This is a genomic window from Ruegeria sp. HKCCD4315 (genome assembly GCF_013112245.1).
GTDB lineage: Bacteria > Pseudomonadota > Alphaproteobacteria > Rhodobacterales > Rhodobacteraceae > Ruegeria.
Map to the genome: position 1 here is coordinate 1,969,984 of NZ_WVRN01000001.1, position 17,817 is coordinate 1,987,800.

The 17,817-nt window shown below is 57.9% G+C and carries 13 protein-coding genes; 3 read left to right on the forward strand and 10 right to left on the reverse strand.

Translation table 11 applies throughout. The features are described from left to right. Positions 1–25: 25 nt before the first annotated feature. The 6 genes from GS646_RS09850 to GS646_RS09875 all read right to left on the reverse strand — a co-directional run bounded on the left by GS646_RS09850 (position 26) and on the right by GS646_RS09875 (position 8,902). Positions 26–1,399 carry a multicopper oxidase family protein gene (locus GS646_RS09850; RefSeq protein ID WP_171646788.1) on the reverse strand — a complete coding sequence of 458 codons (1,374 nt, stop codon included), beginning with the start codon at positions 1,397–1,399 and terminating at the stop codon, positions 26–28. A 73-nt stretch (positions 1,400–1,472) separates the two neighbouring features. Next, on the reverse strand, positions 1,473–2,111 hold the full coding sequence (locus GS646_RS09855) for a cell wall hydrolase (protein WP_171089376.1): 639 nt from the start codon (positions 2,109–2,111) through the stop codon (positions 1,473–1,475). A 187-nt stretch (positions 2,112–2,298) separates the two neighbouring features. Beyond that, on the reverse strand, positions 2,299–4,839 hold the full coding sequence (locus GS646_RS09860) for a pyruvate, phosphate dikinase (protein ID WP_171182704.1): 2,541 nt from the start codon (positions 4,837–4,839) through the stop codon (positions 2,299–2,301). Between the two features lie 90 nt (positions 4,840–4,929). Then, positions 4,930–7,149, reverse strand: a complete 2,220-nt coding sequence (glyS, locus tag GS646_RS09865) for a glycine--tRNA ligase subunit beta (RefSeq protein WP_171646786.1) — start codon at positions 7,147–7,149, stop codon at positions 4,930–4,932. A 9-nt stretch (positions 7,150–7,158) separates the two neighbouring features. Continuing rightward, complete coding sequence (gltS, locus tag GS646_RS09870) at positions 7,159–8,325, reverse strand: sodium/glutamate symporter (protein ID WP_253284738.1); 1,167 nt, start codon at positions 8,323–8,325, stop codon at positions 7,159–7,161. 52 nt (positions 8,326–8,377) lie between these two features. Continuing rightward, positions 8,378–8,902 carry a DUF6446 family protein gene (locus GS646_RS09875; RefSeq protein WP_171089367.1) on the reverse strand — a complete coding sequence of 175 codons (525 nt, stop codon included), beginning with the start codon at positions 8,900–8,902 and terminating at the stop codon, positions 8,378–8,380. 91 nt (positions 8,903–8,993) lie between these two features. On the opposite strand from GS646_RS09875, the gene GS646_RS09880 reads away from it, so the two are divergent. Continuing rightward, positions 8,994–9,626, forward strand: coding sequence for a MarC family protein (locus GS646_RS09880; RefSeq protein ID WP_171182701.1), 633 nt, complete (start codon positions 8,994–8,996; stop codon positions 9,624–9,626). Between the two features lie 8 nt (positions 9,627–9,634). Here GS646_RS09880 and GS646_RS09885 read toward each other — a convergent pair whose 3' ends face one another. Then, positions 9,635–10,564: a glycine--tRNA ligase subunit alpha gene (locus tag GS646_RS09885; RefSeq protein WP_171089363.1), complete on the reverse strand. Its 930-nt coding sequence runs from the start codon at positions 10,562–10,564 to the stop codon at positions 9,635–9,637. Between the two features lie 206 nt (positions 10,565–10,770). On the opposite strand from GS646_RS09885, the gene GS646_RS09890 reads away from it, so the two are divergent. After that, positions 10,771–12,510 (forward strand): serine protease, encoded by a 1,740-nt coding sequence (locus tag GS646_RS09890; RefSeq protein WP_171646784.1) that lies wholly within the window; start codon positions 10,771–10,773, stop codon positions 12,508–12,510. Positions 12,511–12,561: 51 nt separating this feature from the next. On the opposite strand, the gene GS646_RS09895 is transcribed toward GS646_RS09890, so the two are convergent. Together GS646_RS09895 and GS646_RS09900 are read right to left on the reverse strand one after the other, a co-directional pair. After that, positions 12,562–14,136, reverse strand: coding sequence for a thiamine pyrophosphate-binding protein (locus GS646_RS09895; protein ID WP_171182697.1), 1,575 nt, complete (start codon positions 14,134–14,136; stop codon positions 12,562–12,564). Next, positions 14,136–15,584 (reverse strand): TrkH family potassium uptake protein, encoded by a 1,449-nt coding sequence (locus GS646_RS09900; RefSeq protein ID WP_171089358.1) that lies wholly within the window; start codon positions 15,582–15,584, stop codon positions 14,136–14,138. The genes GS646_RS09895 and GS646_RS09900 overlap by 1 nt, the downstream gene beginning before the upstream one ends. Before the next feature lie 94 nt (positions 15,585–15,678). On the opposite strand from GS646_RS09900, the gene GS646_RS09905 reads away from it, so the two are divergent. Continuing rightward, the gene (locus GS646_RS09905) at positions 15,679–16,356 is read left to right on the forward strand and encodes a hypothetical protein (protein WP_171182696.1); all 678 of its coding nucleotides are present in this window, start codon (positions 15,679–15,681) and stop codon (positions 16,354–16,356) included. A 356-nt stretch (positions 16,357–16,712) separates the two neighbouring features. On the opposite strand, the gene folE2 is transcribed toward GS646_RS09905, so the two are convergent. After that, entirely contained in the window at positions 16,713–17,816 is a 1,104-nt protein-coding gene (gene folE2 / locus GS646_RS09910) for a GTP cyclohydrolase FolE2 (RefSeq protein WP_171182694.1), read from the reverse strand. Position 17,817 lies beyond the last annotated feature (1 nt).

Below are 17,817 nucleotides of genomic sequence, written 5' to 3' on the forward strand. Positions count from 1 at the left end.
GCCATTCCAACCGCCGATTGCGGCGTCAGGCGACCCTAAACCAACTCATCATGCCGGATGCGGCATGTCCCAGCATATGGCAATGCAAAAGCCAGTCGCCCGGATTGTGCGCGACCAAAGCGATCTGGCGAGTTTGCCCCCGCCCCACCAGAACAGTGTCGCGCCAAGGGCCAAGGGAACCGTCATCCAGAACCAAGCGGAAGTGATGCCCATGCAAATGCATCGCGTGTGGAAAGGCTGTTTCATTCACGAACTCCACCCTGTGCAGGCTGCCGATAGCGGCATCCAGAAATGGATCATCGGGCCGTTCTGCATGACCGTTCAGCGCCCAGAACCGACCCAGCTGTGCCAGTTCACGGCCTGACAACTCGGTTGCGCCAAGCCGCGCGCTTTCCAACCATCGCATCGCACCGCCCTGCAAAACCATTTTATGCAAGGGTGCATCTTCAATATTCTTGATTTCCGGCAAAGGATTGGGCGGCAATGCTGACACGCTCTGCCTTTGCGCCTTTGCGGCATCGCCTGTAACGTCGAACCGCGCCAGACCAAAGGCACCATCCCGTTCAACACTGACGAGACTGGCGGTATCACCTTCGGTGACGACGTCGACAATCAGATCCGCACGTTGTGCAGGTGCTAATGGGAACGATCCTGACAGTTGTAACGGAGTTTCCAGCGGCATGCCGTCGAGGGCAGCGATCCAACCTGAAAGACCGTCGAGATCCAGATCATAGACCCGGGCGTTAGAGGCATTGATCAAGCGCAGTCGAAGGCGTTCATGCCTTTGCACAGAAAAGGCTGGGTCAAACGACCCGTTTACGGTGACGATATTGCCAAGCCGACCCGCATGGCTCAGATCATGGCCGTTGTCGAAATCGTCTGTTATCTGCGCCGTTTCCGGGTTTAATCGCCAATCATCCAGCATCAGTATCAGGTCCTGATCGACATCTGGCGTTTGTGCCTCTTCCACGATCAGCGGCCCGTAAAGGCCCCGCGCAACCTGTTCGATTGACCTGTTATGCGAATGGTACCAATAGGTCCCGGCATCAGGCGCGACGAAGTCATAGTCAAAGGAACCTCCCGTTTCGACCGCATCTTGCGTCAAACCGGGCACACCATCCATGGCGTTTTCTATTCGGATTCCATGCCAATGAACCGAGGTCGGTTGGGGAAGCTGATTCACAAGCTTGCGCTGAACACGTCTGCCCTGCCCAACCCTTATGGTGGTTCCGGGGACAGAGCCATCGAAGCTCCAAACTGTTGTGTCAGGAAATCCGTCGGGCGCAACACGTTGCCGGGCTTCGCGCGCTTCAAGCGACGGGAAATCGGCCCGTGCCGCAAGCGGCAGCGTCGCGGCTGCAGCAGCCGTTTTCAGAATGTGTCTTCGTGTAAAAAGCATTACGGGCCTCCTGGCTCGTAATATAGACTGCAACTTTCCCCGCGCCATCAAGCTTCCAGCGCGGGTGCGTCAATCAGTTGCTCGCTGTCCGATAGTTGTGGCGATAGAAGATGTGCACACCAATCCGCGCAGTCTGCTTGTAAACGCGCGACCAGGACGGGCGCACTGCGGTGGTGTGATAGTGGGTCGCCCCTTCGGTCAGCTCTTTGGCTATACCGTCAATCGCCGCACGGGCTACTTTTGACACGCGCTCATAGGCTTTCTTTTCATGGATGACTTCCTTGCGGCCATCGCATGTGTATGTGAACTGGCACTGGTATTTTTTACCCGTACCCTGACGGATTACACCACAGAGTGAGTCCGGGAAGCGGCTGCTTTTGACCCGGTTCAGGATAACCTCGGCAACGGCGAACTGTCCGCGCACGCTTTCACCACGCGCTTCAAAGTACAGTGCCTCAGACAGGCACTTCCAGTTCTCGTCACCTGTGGCTTTCGGTTGCTGGTCAAGCCAATCCTTAGAATAGCTCACTTGGACAGGCGCGGCTTTGCGCGGCTGGAACAGCTTGAAGTAGTCACGAAAGCTCTGACCCGGCAATTCGTTACGGGCCACAAGCTCTTGCTTTGCGGTTTCGGTTGCTTCCCTCTCGGCGAAGGACGCACTTGGCAGCATGGTTGCCGCCAAAGTGGCAGCAGCCAGTATATAACGTAGCATCAGATAACCTCGCACAGGCACTTCTCGCGCCATACCCTCCCCCGGCGGGCGCGACGAGGCATCTAGCGCAATCGAGCGCAAAGGTCCAGTCTTTCGGAAAAAGCAAGTGAAAATCCGCCCGTAGCGAAGATTTAATTCGCCCACGAGTGATCAGATAACCCACTAATCCTTGGGATATCGTGCTCTGTCAACCCCCAAGTCTGGACGAAATCGCCAGTTGAGCGGCAGCCAGCCGAGCGACCGGAACCCGGAACGGAGAGCACGACACGTAGTCAAACCCCAGATCCCGGCAAATCGCGATTGATTCGGGGTTTCCGCCATGTTCGCCACACACAGACAAGGTCACGTCAGGTTTTGCAGAGCGCCCGCGTTCGGCCCCCAGTTTCAACAACTCCCCCACCCCGTCCGGGTCAAGGACGTGAAACGGATCTTCGCCAAAGACGCCCTGCCGCACATAAGCTGACATGAAACGACCGGCATCATCCCGCGACAGGCCATAAGTCATCTGGGTCAGGTCGTTTGTACCAAAACTCATAAACGCCGTTTGCGGGGCGATCTCTTCTGCTCGCAGACAGGCGCGCGGCGTTTCAACCATTACGCCCAGCCGGTAGTCGAATTCCTGTCCCTGCTCGGATGCAACAGCCGCTGCGACCGAGTCGATGCGGGATTTTACCAGCTCAACCTCGCGCTTTGCCGAAACCAGAGGGATCATGACCTCGGGCACAACTGCAGCCCCGTTTTTCCGGGCCTCCAACGTTGCTTCGAAAATCGCGCGCGCCTGCATGTCGTAGATTTCCGGCACGGTTACGCCCAGACGCACGCCGCGCAGACCCAGCATTGGGTTGTATTCGCTCATGGCAGCAACGCGGCGCTCTACATCTGAAACAGGCAGATCAAGTGCTTCGGCCAATTCTCTTTGCCCGCTGCGGGTCGTGGGCAGAAATTCGTGCAGCGGCGGGTCGAACAGGCGAATACAGACCGGCTTGCCTTCCATGATACGGAAAAGTTGCACAAAGTCCTCGCGTTGCATCGGCAACAATCGTTCCAGCACCGCCGCGCGACCAGATGAGGTTTGAGCAAAGATCATTTCGCGCATAACGATCAAACGGCCGGGATCAAAGAACATGTGTTCGGTGCGGCACAATCCGATCCCCTGCGCCTCAAAATTCCGGGCAGTCTGCGCATCGGCGGGTGTGTCAGCATTGGCACGAATATCAATGTCACGCTCTTCATCAGCCCAAGCCATCAACGTCTGAAAACAATCGTCCAGCGCAGCCTCGAGCATTGCAGGCTGCCCCGCCAGCACCTGCCCCGAGCTGCCATCGATGGTCAAAACATCGCCGGTTTTAAAGACGCGACCATCCGGTGCTGTCAGCATCTTCTTCTTGGTCTGAAACCGAATGTCAGACGCACCGACGATACAGGGCAACCCAAGTCCGCGCCCGATCACCGCCGCGTGGCTGGTCATTCCGCCTTTTTCCGTCAACACAGCCACAGCCGCGTGCATTCCACGCACATCCTCGGGCGAAGTTTCGCGACGCACCAGAACACAGGCTTCGCCACGCGCGGCACTTGCCTGCGCCTCAGCCGAGGTGAACACGATCTTACCGGTCGATGCACCGGGACTAGCGCCAATGGCAGTTGTCAGAACATCGCGTCGTGCATCCGGATGCACCTGCCGGTGCAGAAGTTCGTTCAGCGCGTGGGGGTCAACACGCATGACCGCCTCTTGCGGCGGGATTATCCCGTCCTCCGCCAGACGCACTGCGATCCGCATAGCCGCGCGAGCGCTGCGCTGTACGCGCACGCCATCCAGGATGTGCACGTCACCGTTCTGAATAACGAATTCGACCTGCATTTCTTCGCGCAGTTTTGCGCGCATCAAAGCGGCCTGTTGCTTGAGTTCAGAAAAGGCTTCGGGTGCAACTTCCTCAAGCGATGGGCCACGCGGGTCTTTTTCCAGAAACAGCGCGGCAACATCTTCACCCAACGCATCCCGGCCCTGACTTTGGCTCAGATAACGACCGGTGATCTGCTGCATCCCGGTTGTGGAATCGACCAGTTGCAAAACGCCAGAGCCACATTCGCCCTGCCCGACACCGGGGATCATTTCCTGAATGACCAGCCCCAACCCGGCATCAACCGGTGCCCCCTTGGCCTGCCGCAACAAGCGCGCCGAGGTTCCATCCCACGCCCGTGCCATAGACCGTAACACGCCGATTAACTGCTCTCCGCGGTCTTGCGGAAAGGCTTCGTCGGTTTCATCTTCATAGGCCCGCAACGAAAGGCGCAGGCCCTCGCTTCCGTCCAGTTCGATGTCGTCAAACACATCAGGATCCAGGCGTGCCACGTGGATGGCATAGCTTTGTACAAATCTCAGATACAGTGCGGCAGCCGCTTCGGCCCCCATGTTTTCCGACAGATCCACATAGCGTGCATCGTTCATGCCGATGTTCAGAACTGCCCCGGGTCCGCCCCAATCCGGGTCCTCGGAACTGGGTCGAACACATAGCAACGTCGCCGGGTCAAACTGTTCGAGGATCGCGGCCAGGTTCGGGATCTCGCCTTCGGCAATCTGGTGCACAGAGTCAAAAGACAGTGCGACGGTTCGCGGAACAGGCAGTTCAAGACGGACCAGCCGTTGCAGGCACTTGGCCCGCCCGCCATGGGTATGGGCCGTGACCGGCGCGTCGGAGGTTATGAGCGTGGTATGCGGATTATTCTGCACTGCAGCACCTTTTGGTTTGCGTGCAGCATAAGCGCTTGCGCCTTTCGCGCAAGGGCGTTCTGGGCGCGCATTTGCCGCGCGCCCAGAGATTTAACCTTCAATCTTGGTCAGATCGGCCACGCTGGAGCAGACCGTGCGGATCTGGCTGAGCAGGTTCAGGCGGTTGCGGCGCAGGATGTCATTGTCGGTGTTGACCTGCACATCCTCAAAGAACGCATCCACCGGCCCGCGAAGGGCGGCCATGGCGGTCATGGCAGTCGGGAAATCCTCAGCCTTGAGCGCGGGGTCAATCTGCGCCTGTGCCTGATCCAAGGCGGCAAACAGCGCCTTTTCGCTGTACGTCTCAGCAAATTTCACATCCGCACCATAGGAGTATTCGACGCCATCCTTCTCTTCGGCCTGCGTCAGGATGTTGTTGGCGCGCTTGAAGCCCTGCACGAGGTTCTCGCCATCCTCGGTCGAGATCACCGCATTCAGAGCACGGGCGCGTTTTACCAGCAGGTTGAGGTCGTCATTCCCCTCCATCGCGATACAGGCGTCGATGATGTCGTGGCGGATGCCCTCGTCGCGGAGAAAGACCTTCAGACGATCGTGGAAGAAGGAGAGGAGGTCATCGGATGCGTCAGGAACCTTTTCCTCTAACTCAAGAAATGCCGCCGCAGGCGATCCGCCAATTCTTTCTTTGACAGCCTGAAAAGCCCCGCCAAATACACCGTGATCTGCAATTTCCTCCAGAAGGTCGCGCACATTTGCATCCGGCAGCGCCTCATTGATGGCGTTCTCTGCCCGCACTAACTGGCTATCAAAGAAACGGTCTAAACTGATGCGCAGATCGTTACCCAGCACCAAACGAATAACTCCCAACGCCGCACGGCGCAGTGCAAACGGATCTTTCGAACCGGTCGGCTTCTCATCAATCGCCCAGAACCCAGCCAGCGTATCCAGCTTGTCAGCCAGCGCCACGGTCACCGAAAGCGGTGCGGTTGGTACGTCGTCCGATGGACCCAGCGGTGAGTAGTGCTCCTCCGCCACGGCAGCCACTGCGGCGTCTTCGCCTGCGGCTTCGATATAGTAGCGGCCCATAAGACCCTGAAGTTCAGGGAACTCATAAACCATCTCGGAACTCAGATCGGCCTTTGCCAGACGCGCGGCTTTCTCGGCCTGATCGGCATCCGCTCCGGTCACCGGGGCCAGTTCGCGGGCCAGCGCGGCGATGCGGTCGATGCGCTCGGCCTGGGTGCCCAGTTTGTTGTGGAAGGTCACATTCTCCAGCGCGCGGGTCCATTGGGCGATGTCCGACTTGGCAACGCGCAGGTCATTCTCCCAAAAGAATTTCGCATCCGCCAGACGAGCTGACAGCACCTTCTGGTTCCCCGCCAGAATGGTCGCGCCATTGTCAGCGGTTTCGCGGTTGGCGACGGTGATGAAGCGCTCGATCCGGCCCGTTTTGGGGTTCTTTACGGAAAAGAACTTCTGGTGTTCCTTCATTGAGGTTTGCAGCACCTCGGGCGGCAATTCGAGGAATTCCTCGTCGATCTGCCCCATCAGTACCACGGGCCATTCGACCAGCCCGGCGACCTCGGCCAACAGGCCCTTGTCTTCCACCACTTCCAGACCGGCGGCAAAGGCCATGTTCTGGGCGTCGTTCCAGATATGCTCGGCCCGTTCGTCGGGCGACAGCACGACAAATGCGCGTTTCAATTGGGCGGCGTAATCCTCGAACGACGATACCGAAAACCGGTTCGGCGCCATGAAGCGGTGGCCAGCGGTCGTGTCCCCGGATGCTATGCCCTCGACCTCAAGCGGCACGGTTTGCGAGCCTGCTTCATCATTCAGAATACACAGGATCGAATGCAGCGGACGGACCCAACGCATGGCACCACTGCCCCACCGCATGGATTTGGGCCATGGGAAGTTGCGGATGGTGGCTTCCAGCACCTCAGCGACAATATCAGCCGCTGGTCGCCCTGCCTTTTCGATGGTGGCAAAGTAAACCGCACCTTTGGGTGTGTCGCGCTCTTCTAGCTGGTCGCGGGTCAGGCCAGCGCCACGCAGGAACCCTTCGATGGCTTTGTCCGGCGCGCCGACCTTGGGGCCCTTGCGTTCCTCGCGAATGGTGGGGCTTTCCGCCAGCAGACCTTCGACCGCCAGCGTCAGGCGGCGCGGCGTGGTCAGGGCGGCAGCCCCGGCATAGGTCAGACCGGCCTCGACCAAACCATCGGTGATCCGCTTTTTCAGGTCCTCACCGGCGCGGGTCTGCATGCGCGCGGGGATCTCCTCGGAAAACAGTTCGATCAGCAGGTCAGGCATTGTTGGTCCTTAGAAATTGACGATCGTCTGAATGACGATGGCATTTGCGATATCCACAAAGAAGGCGGATACAAGGGGGAGCACAATAAAGGCAATAGGCGATGGACCATATCGCTTGGTCACGGCGGTCATATTTGCAATTGCGGTGGGTGTAGCCCCTAAAGCAAAGCCCCCAAAACCCGCAGCCAGCACCGCCGCGCGGTAGTTTGAACCCATAAGCGGAAACAGCACCCAAATTACAAAGACGACCGTGAACAGCGTCTGCGCCGACATGATAACCGCTATCGCCATCCCCAATTCGGCAATTGTCCAAAGCTGAAGGCTCATCAAGGACATCGCCAGAAACGCACCCAGTGCAAATTCCGAGATCAAGGCCAGCGAGGGCGTCCGTGCAACAGGTGGGGCGGACGGCACCAAGGCCGTTCTCAGGTTCGAAATCACGATGCCCATCAGAAGGCAGGGCACAAACAAAGGCAGTTTCAGCCCAGCAGCGGCAATGGCCTCGCCCAATATAAAGCCAAAAATGACCGCAAGATTCAGATGCAGCAGCACGCGCATGATCGAGATATGGTCGATGCCCGAAAGCTTTGGCTCATCATCGGGCAGCCCGACCGTGTGTTCCTCATCGGGTCGATCAGGCGTCAGATTGCGCGATTCAACCAACAGGCGCGCGATGGGGCCACCGACCAAAGCCGCCAGAACCAGGCCCAACGTCGCAACCGCAACGCCCAATTCGGTCGCGCCTTCCAAACCGGTCGCCCCTGCAACCTCTGGTGCCCATGCGATCGCGGTCCCGTGCCCGCCGATGAGGGCAGCGGATCCGAACAGAACGCCGGCTTGCGCGGGATAGCCAAACAACGACGCGCCTGCCGCTCCGATCACGTTCTGCGCAATGATCGTCACGAGCGTCAAAATCAGGAGAATGAGCAGAGGCTTACCGCCCGCAATCAAATCAGAAAACCGCGCATTCAGGCCAATCCCGGCGAAAAACAGAACCAGTAGGGAATCGCGGGTGTTCAGTTCGAAGGACAGTTCGAGGTTGAACACCAGATATAGGGCCAGAACGACAAGCGATGCCAGAAGTCCACCAGTGACGGGTTCAGGGATATTGAATTGCCGCAGCATCGCAACCCTGCTGTTGATCTGCGCGCCAAGCAGATAGACAGCAAAACCCATGGTCGCCGTGATGAAATCCGGGATTGTTACTGCGTCGGCCAAGGCAAGTTCCTCAGTTCTCGGGGCGCGGGGGGCACTCCTCTCCGACCACCGTACCGTCATAGGCCTTTTCGCCGCAATTGTTCAGAACGTGCCAGATAAAACCTTTGCCGTCCTGGGTGATGGCCACGATGCGATCAACGCCGTAATGCACATTTTTCTGGCCAATAAAGGCTTGGGCCTTGCCGGATTTCAGATCGTCAGCCAGGCCCACCGCATCATAACAGTCAAACCAGCCCGGCGCGGTCAGCGGTGTTGCCTCTTCCGCCGTCACATAAGTGGCCCGCAACTCGTCCAGCGCGATGTCGGTTTCAAAACAGGCGCGGTATCGGATCGGAGAGCTGTCTGCGTCTATGGCCTGAAACGAAGAATAAGGAATAGCAACCGGCGGCTGTGCTGCGTCAGCCAACAAGACAACATCCTCACCCGGACGGGGTTCAACATCGTAATAATACCCGTAGACCTGCAAGTAATACATGCCTGCGCCTGCAAGGGCTGCGGACAAAAGCAGGATGATCGCCAGAATTTTACCAGTCATCTTTCGATGCTTCCCTTCATGCAAGGACTTTCAAGTCTTTCAGAAATAGGCCACATTTCAACGCAGAACAGAACGACCCGAGGCGAAAAGTATGGATACCACCCTTGCCGTTGGATTTTTCGGCGCGCTTTTTGCCATCATGAATCCAGTGACGAACCTGCCGGTATTTCTGAGTGTCACGCAGAACCTGTCCGCCTCTGATCAGCGCAAAGTTGCGATCAAAACATCCCTCTACTGCCTGATCCTGGGTGGAGCGTTTGCAGCCGTGGGCAGTCAGGCGCTTGGCCTGTTTGGCATAACGGTCGATCACTTGCGGGTCGCGGGCGGTCTGGTCGTTCTGATGATCGGTTTCAACATGCTCAACGGCAACGAGAGTACGTCGCACCACGGAACCGAAGACGAGAAACAAGAATACCACACAGCTGAAACCGTCGCGTTTTACCCTCTGGCCTTTCCCATTCTTGTTGGGCCCGGAACCATTACAACTTTGATCTTGTACGCCCATCACGTGAAAAAGCCTGTCGAAGTAATTGTATTCGCAGGCGTATTCCTGGTGGTCGTCGCGCTTTTGCTGGTCACCTTCTGGAATGCAGCATGGCTGGCCGAACGCCTGTCGGGCAACGCGCGTGTGATCATGAGCCGCTTTATGGGTATGATCTTGTCGGCCATCGCGATCAGTATGATCGCGGATGGCCTCAAAGCGCTGCTGCCGGGGCTGGCCTGATTGGCCCATCAGGCTTGGAACCCGGCCGCCTCGGTCTGAACAAACGCATCCGCGCATTGCTTTGCCAGCGCCCGCACACGTCCAATGTAAGCCTGTCTTTCAGTCACCGAAATCACTCCGCGCGCATCCAGCAGGTTGAAGATGTGGCTGGCCTTGATGCATTGATCATAAGCCGGGTGCGCCATGATGATGCGCTTGCCGGTTTTAGGATCGTCATGCTCTTGCGCCAGAATGGCAGCACATTCAGCCTCGGCCTCTTCGAAATGACGCAGAAGAACCTCGGTATTGGCAACGTCAAAGTTCCAGCGTGCGTATTCCTCTTCGGTTTGCTTGAAGATGTCACCGTATGTCAGCGGGCTGGGGGATTGCGGGTCGTTGAACGGCATGTCCATCACATGGTCTACACCCAGCACATACATCGCCAGACGCTCCAGACCATAGGTCAGCTCACCCGAGACGGGTGCGCAATCATGCCCGCCGACCTGCTGGAAATAAGTGAACTGGCTGACTTCCATACCATCACACCAGACTTCCCAACCCAGACCCCAGGCACCCAGGGTGGGGCTTTCCCAGTCATCTTCGACAAATCGGATGTCATGCAGATCCATGTCGATGCCGATGGCCTCGAGGCTGCCCAGATAAAGCTCCTGCAGATCGGGCGGGCTGGGTTTGATCAGCACCTGGTACTGATAGTAATGCTGCAAACGATTTGGGTTTTCGCCATAGCGCCCATCCGTCGGGCGGCGCGACGGCTGAACATAGGCCGCGGCCCATGCTTTGGATCCCAACGCACGCAGAGTGGTCGCAGGATGGAACGTCCCTGCCCCGACCTCCATGTCATAGGGCTGCAAAATCGCACAGCCTTTCGAGGCCCAATAGGTCTGAAGCCGCAGGATAATCTCCTGAAATGAACGCGGTGCGCTGTTCGGTTCGGTCATGGCATTCCCTCTGGGCATTCTTACGCCCGGTTCCGGTCGGTTTGGCCCTTCCTATGCAAGGGGCCAAGGGGCGTCAACGGGGCTTTGCCCCATGGCTGTATCTGCGCGGCCACACCACAAATTCCCCGTACATGCGGCATGGTATTTAGCACTGGAAATCGCGTACCCTGCGCCAAAGCACAAACACTGCAAAACACGGGCAGACAATGACACGCGTATTTTCAGCAATTCTATTATTTCTTGCGGTCGGCCTGCGCGCCGCATCCGCTCAGCAAGACCCCGGCGTCTGGGTTCAAATTGAAGCCCAGCCAACCCTGCAAGAAGCGCAGGAACGGGCGCAGGCTTATGCGTCTGCGTTGCCTGATGTGAACGGTTTCAGACTGAACAGCGGGTGGTATGCAATCGTGGTCGGCCCATATGCGCGCCCGGATGCGCAACAGGTGCTGCAGGTCTATCGGTCCGAGGGTCAAATCCCCCGCGACAGTTTCATCGCCTTTTCCAGCGGACTGGGGCAACAATTCTGGCCTGTTGGGGCAAACGTGCTGAACCGTGGCACCGTCGCGGCACCGGTTGCGCCAGTTGCTCAGGCAGAAGATACGCTGACAATCGCGCCTACTCAGGACGCGGATGAAACGCGGGCACAAGCCTTGCAATCCGAACGTCTGCTGACCGCGCAGGAACGCAGAAACCTGCAAACGGCCTTGCAGGCGGCGGGGTTTTATAACTCGACCATTGACGGGGCCTTTGGTCAGGGAACGCGCCGCTCGATGGGAGATTGGCAGCGCTTTAACGGATATGAAGCAACTGGCGTTCTGACCACAGCGCAGCGCAAAGCACTGATGGACGACTATAACGCGCCGCTGACGAGTGTCGGCATGGCCCGATACAGCGATGACGCCGCCGGGATCACAATGGACTTCCCGCTGGGTGCCGTCAGCTTTGACCGGTATGAGGCCCCTTTCGTGCATTTCAACAGCGCATCCGATTTGAACGCCAAGGCACTATTGATCAGCCAGGACGGCGACAAGCGCACGCTGCGGGCCCTGTATGAGGTCATGCAGTCGCTGGAGATCGTTCCCCTGAATGGTCCGCGTGAGCTGCGCGGAGATCGCTTCACCCTTGAAGGGCGCGGAAACGGGGTTGTGTCCTTCACACAGGCGCGTCTGACCGATGGGAAGATCAAGGGGTTCACCCTGGTGTGGCCCGAGGGGGATGAAGCGCGTCGTTTGCGGGTTTTGGCAGCTATGGCGTCCAGTTTTGACACAACCGACGCGGTGCTTGACGCTGCAGCAGGTTTGAACGCAGAGCAGAGCATTGACCTTGTTTCCGGCCTTCAGATCCGCAAGCCCCGCCTGTCGCGTTCGGGTTTCTTTGCGGATGACAAGGGAACCGTCTTGACGGTTTCGGAAGCTGTTGAAAATTGCACCCGTATCACACTGGATGGCGATCAAGAGGTGCAGCTTGCCGTGGCAGACGACGAAGTAGGCGTTGCTGTTCTGCGCCCGGCCAAGGCGTTGGCGCCCATGAGCGTGGCCGCATTCAGCCCGGCCTTGCCGCGTCTTCAGTCCGACATCGCGGTGTCAGGCTTCTCGTATCAGGGCGCATTGGGCGCACCAACGCTGACATTTGGGCAAGTTGCCGATGTCCGCGGGTTGAACGGTGAAACTGGTGTCAAACGTCTGGCGCTAAGCGCGCTGCCCGGTGATGCCGGTGGTCCGGTTTTTAATGACAGCGGCAATGTTGTGGGCATGTTACTGCCGCCGCCATCTGAAGGACGCAGTCTGCCTGCATCTGTCAGTCTGGCAGCCACCGGTGAGCGGCTGACAGAAATTCTGGCTCAAGCTGGCGTGTCCGGTCTGTCGGGCGAGGAAACCACACAGATTTCGCCCAATGAATTGAGCCGACGCGCAACAGGCATGACGGTTCTGGTGCACTGCTGGGAATAGACCGCAGCCACCTGCAAATTTCCAAGCGCCGCGCACCCGCGCGGCGCTTTTTTACAGAATGTCTGGCGTCACATGGATAAGCGTCGGGACCGGTGCGTCGAAGGCGGCGCGGGTGGCACTCTGCATTTCTGCCAATGTCGAAGGTGCCGCCGACAAGGCACCGAAAGCCTCAGCCAATTTGCAGAAATCCGGGTTTCGAGCAACCACAGCATTCGGTGCGATCTGACTGCGCACCATGCTGTCTTCAATCTCTTTCAGCTTGCCATTGTCCCACAGGATGATCGGCAAAGACAAACCCAACTCAACCGCAACACCCAGTTCCTGCATCGTATAATGAAACCCATAGTCCCCGGCGATAACTGCCGTTGGCTTTCCAAGTCGTGCCACTGCTCCACCGATTCCGGCAGGTAACCCGTAGCCAAGGGTGCCGAACCCCGTAGGGTGATGCCAGTGATGAGGATAGGCCATGTCCCAAACCTCTTTCGCGACATAAGCGAATTGGGTCATGTCCGAATAGATCATTGTATCAGCTGGCATGGCTTCGCGCAGCGCGTCCGCAACCGGCACAATTCCGGGCCGCTCGGCATCTACCTCGGCGCGCCAGCGGGCACGCGCAACGGCGACCTCATCGGCCGACCATCCGGTCGCGGGTTTCATGTCAGCAGTCGCGTGCCACAATGCGCGGGCAAAGCTTTGGCTGTCTGTCTGGAGCTTGATTGCGGCCCGGTGGCGATCAGATAGAACTTCGGGGTCCAGATCCACACGGATCAGCGTCGCTTTGTGTCCAAGCTCATGCCGCCACAGATCAACCTCGCCCAGCTCAGCGCCAACAGCAATCACTAGGTCCGCCGAGGCTATGACTTCGGCGCTTCTAGGGCGCGGCAGCATGGATCCGAAATCCAGCGGGTAGTTCGCGCCCGGCATCCCGCGCCCGGCGTAGGTGGTAAAGCAAGCAGCGCCCAACTGTGTCAAAATTTGCCGCCAGTCGTTGGACTTGCAGCCCCCGCCCAAAATGAACAATGGCCTGCGTGACAGGTTCAGCATCGAAACAACGGATGACACATCAGGCGGCAACGCCTTGGTGCGCAGCGCTGGCTGGTTTGGAAATGGCGCGGGCTCAGCATCTGCCTCCAACTGCGCAATTGGCACCTGAATGTGTTTGGGTCGTGGTCGCGATAGCTCGAACTCTTCAAAAGCACGTTCCACCAGCCCATAGGCTGCTGTGGCGGATTCGGCCTGTGCCGACCAATCGGCAACCGTCCCGGCAGCGACACGCTGATCGTTCATCTGATGCAACTGGCCACGCATTGCCTGCGTTTCATCAAGGCAGGAAGACAACACCAGCATCGGAACAGAGTCGCTGTAGGCCTGACCAATCGGTGTCATGATATTGCACAAACCGGGCCCGGTGATGACATAGGCAACACCCGGCTGGCCCGTGGCGCGCGCGTAGCCATCTGCCATGAACCCCGCCCCTTGCTCATGCCGCGCCAAAACATGGGTAATGCCCGCCTCTTCGATGCCGCGATACATTTCCTGATTATGGACGCCCGGAATGCCAAAGATCACATCCACGCCACGATCCTTGAGCATATGCGAAATTTGCGCGCCAAGGGGTCTTTTCATCAGTTTCTCCAGAATTGAACGGTGAAGATCGCGTAAACGGCCAGAAGTTCGAGCCGCCCAACCAGCATTCCGATCGTGAGCAGCCACTTGGCCGTATCATTGAGGCCCGCGAAATTGCCTGCGGGCCCAATCTGGCTGCCCAGACCGGGGCCGACATTGGCCAATGCGGTTGCTGCCCCGGACACGGACGTGATGAAGTCCAGCCCCGTCAGCGCCAGTGCCCAGGACAACACGCCCATCGACAGAACGAAGAACATGAAAAAGCTCATGACCGAGGTCAGAACATCGCGCCCCACGGGCCGACCGTCGTAAAGCGGGACAAAAACTCCGTGAGGGGACCGGATCCGCCTGATCTGAGTTTTGATTGACGCCAGCAGCAGTTGATATCGGAAGATCTTGATCGAACATGCTGTGGATCCTGCGCAGCCGCCAATAAGCCCGATCAGGAAAAACAACATAACCGGAAAGCTGCCCCATCCCATGTAATCAACACTGGCATACCCGGTGCCCGAGATGATCGAGGTGATGTTGAACAGGGACTCGCGGAAAGCTTGTTCCCAATGGTGCGGGAAGACCGAAGTAAGAAAGATGGTCATAATCACGACCAGCACCAGAACGGTCGCGATAAAGGCACGGATCTGGCTGTCCTCCCACAAGGAAGAGGTCTGGCCATTGGCAAGCTGAACATACCGTACGAAAGGCAACGCCGCCAGAATCATAAACACCGCAGCCGCGTATTCCACCGGGCCCGAGAATGTTGCAAATGACGCGTCATAGTTGGCAAATCCACCCGTCGCGATGGTGGTCATCGAATGGACGGTGGCATCAAAAAAACTCATCCCGAATGCAGCGTAGACCAGCGCGCATACTACAGTCAGGAACACGTAGATCAGGGAAATCTGGCCTGCGATCTCTTGCGCGCGCGGAAGGATTTTCCCCATGGTTTCAAACCCTTCCGAACGGAAGATTTGCATACCACCCACCCGCAATTCCGGCAGGAACACCATCGCGACCACGATGATACCGATGCCGCCCAACCATTGCAGAATACCGCGCCACAGCAAAAGCCCCCGTGGCAGTGTATCCAGCCCGGTTATGACGGTTGAGCCTGTTGTTGTGAGGCCGGACATGGCCTCGAAATAGGCATCGACAAAGCGCAGTTCGGTTTCACCGAACAGAAACGGGATTGCACCAAATACCGGCAGCGCGACCCATACGCCGGTTGTCAGCAAAAAGGTCTGCCGAATGGTCAGTCCCTCGCCCACGCCGTTGGAACAACTCATCGCCAGAACCGACCCGGTCAGCATCGTGATGATCGCGCTTTCCAGGAACACATGCCATTCCCCCCGCCCCTCGATCATGTCGGCGAGCATAGGAAACAGCATGGTCGCCCCAAGAATGGCGACCAGCAAGCCAATCACATATCCGACCGGGCGAAGATCCATCATGACGCGCAGCGTTGGCGCGCCAACCCGACCGTGTCAAGCAGATGATCCGGGTTAAGCGTCGGATTTCGTATCTGCCCCGGGCATCGCCGGAGGTTTGGACGGTGCACGGGTTCTACGCGTCTGCGGGCTGGGCTTCTCTGCTGTCGCCTCGGGCTTTGACTGGGTGGCAGACGGTGCAGGTTTGGGTGAAGCCGCTTTGCGTGTGCGGGGCGCAGGTTTCGCGCGATTCGACACCGCTTTTTCCAACTGCGTAGCGGTTTTTGGCTGGACCGCAGGTGTCTTGGCTACAGGCGCTGCAGCCCGGGCCGGAGATTTTTTCGCCGGAGTTGCCTTAACGGTAGAAGACGATGCGGGGGTCGCCTTTCGCGCCGCAGGTTTTGCTGGCTTGGCAACGGGTGCGGCAGGTTTTTCTTCTGTTTTGGCCTGCGGGGCTGGTTTTGGCGCGGGCTTGGCCTTCACGACCGGCTCAACCTTTGCCACAGCGGCAGCGCGCGGCTTGGCGGAAAACTCAACCGGTTTTGTTTTGGGCGCAGCCGCCACAACCTTCTTTACTGGTTTTTTCGCAACCGTGGCCTTTTTGGCCGCTGGTTTTTGCACACGCGAAGCAGCAGGTTTGGCCTTAGAAGCAGCAGGTTTGGCCTTGACCGTCGGTTTTCTGACTGGCTTTTCAGCGACCGGCGCCGGAGCTGATGCGGCCGCATGCAGTGCTTGCACAGGTGCCATCGGCAATTCGAACGCTGAACGAGCTACGATTTGCATGATCTTCATTTGATTGACCACGGCATAGCCCGCCAATCGAAACGCCGCAGCCTGAAGCTCCAACGGTTGGGTAATCGGATTCATTACATGTTTCTCCTGTAAAAACGATGCAGCCCGAATTTTTTGGGTAAGGTGCCCTGCCCGCACCGATGTATCGGGCGGTGATCCAGGTCTTGCAGTCCAAGGCGTGTCACGTCTCGGTTTCCTTTCGGGGACGCACACCTTCCCGAAGGCAGGCATACGTCTGCTGCATTCCCTTCGAATATACAGGCAAAGAATGCGCAAGTGCAGCATTTTTGCTGCATTGCGGCGAAAGAACGCTTGCGGCCAGAAACTCTGATTAAATTCTAACCGCTTACACGGCGCGATTCACCCAACATGAAACAGGGTTGTGAACAACCTGGGGTCCAGGCTGGATGCCTCAAACGTTGGGCCCTCGGTCAGAATCGACACGGCGTCATGGCTGTGCAAGCTTTCTTGGTGACTGGCGACAACGCGGAAATCGCCCACATGGTGATCCGCCAACAGTTCAGCGCAGAAAAGGCGCGCAGCGTCTTCGACAAAGATGGGGTTTGCGGCGTTCAGCTCGGCAAAGGCCTGTTCGTCCTCACGTTTGACCATGACTTGCGTCTCGGTCGGAACAGCACGACGACACAGCGCAATCAGATCTTCAAACCACAGGCAATCTGCATCGCAGTCCACCACAACGGAAACCCGCGCGACCGAGCGCTGAGAATGCGGCGTTGCAAGCTGCCCGCGCATCGAACGAGCGTGTTCGCTCAGTTCCAGCGAGCACGGACATGTCGAAGAGTACACATAGTCCAGATGCATAATCTTCTGGCGCACACCGTTTTTTTCGACCAATTCCAGGGCAATGTCGTAATATTGGTAGCCTTCCAAACCCGAGCGCAGGCTCTTTACCTTGTCCGGGTAAGAAAACCGCATCTGAATCCGGGCATCGAAACTGTCCAGATCTGTCATGTAGTCATCAAGCGCCGCTTCCATGACCTCGAAGCTGAACGTACGTTCTGCATGTTTGTAAAACGACCGCATGATCCGGGACATGTTGATGCCCTTTTTTTCGGCCTCCAGACTGACAGTACCTGTGATCGAAGTCTCAAGCGTCAGGTCATCGCCCTCTTTCCGATGGAAACGGATAGGCAGGCGGAAGTTCGAAATGCCCACATGCTGGATTTGCTGCTTGGCCCCACGGATCAGGCTGGACGGGCCATTCTGCAAATCTGGCAGTGACGCGCGATACGCGGCATCGATTGCAAAATCCTCAGGATACTCGCGAGAAAGAGATGGGTAATTCACCGAAGTCAGCCCGGGCACCAACCTGGCCACAGCCGGGTCCAATTGGCTGATCTCGGATGCAGACGCCGATTGAGCCCATTGCCGAAGAACTTTAAGAGCCTCGGCGGCCTTTTCCCGATCCGGAGTTTCATCAATGTCGCGCGGGTGAACGTTCATC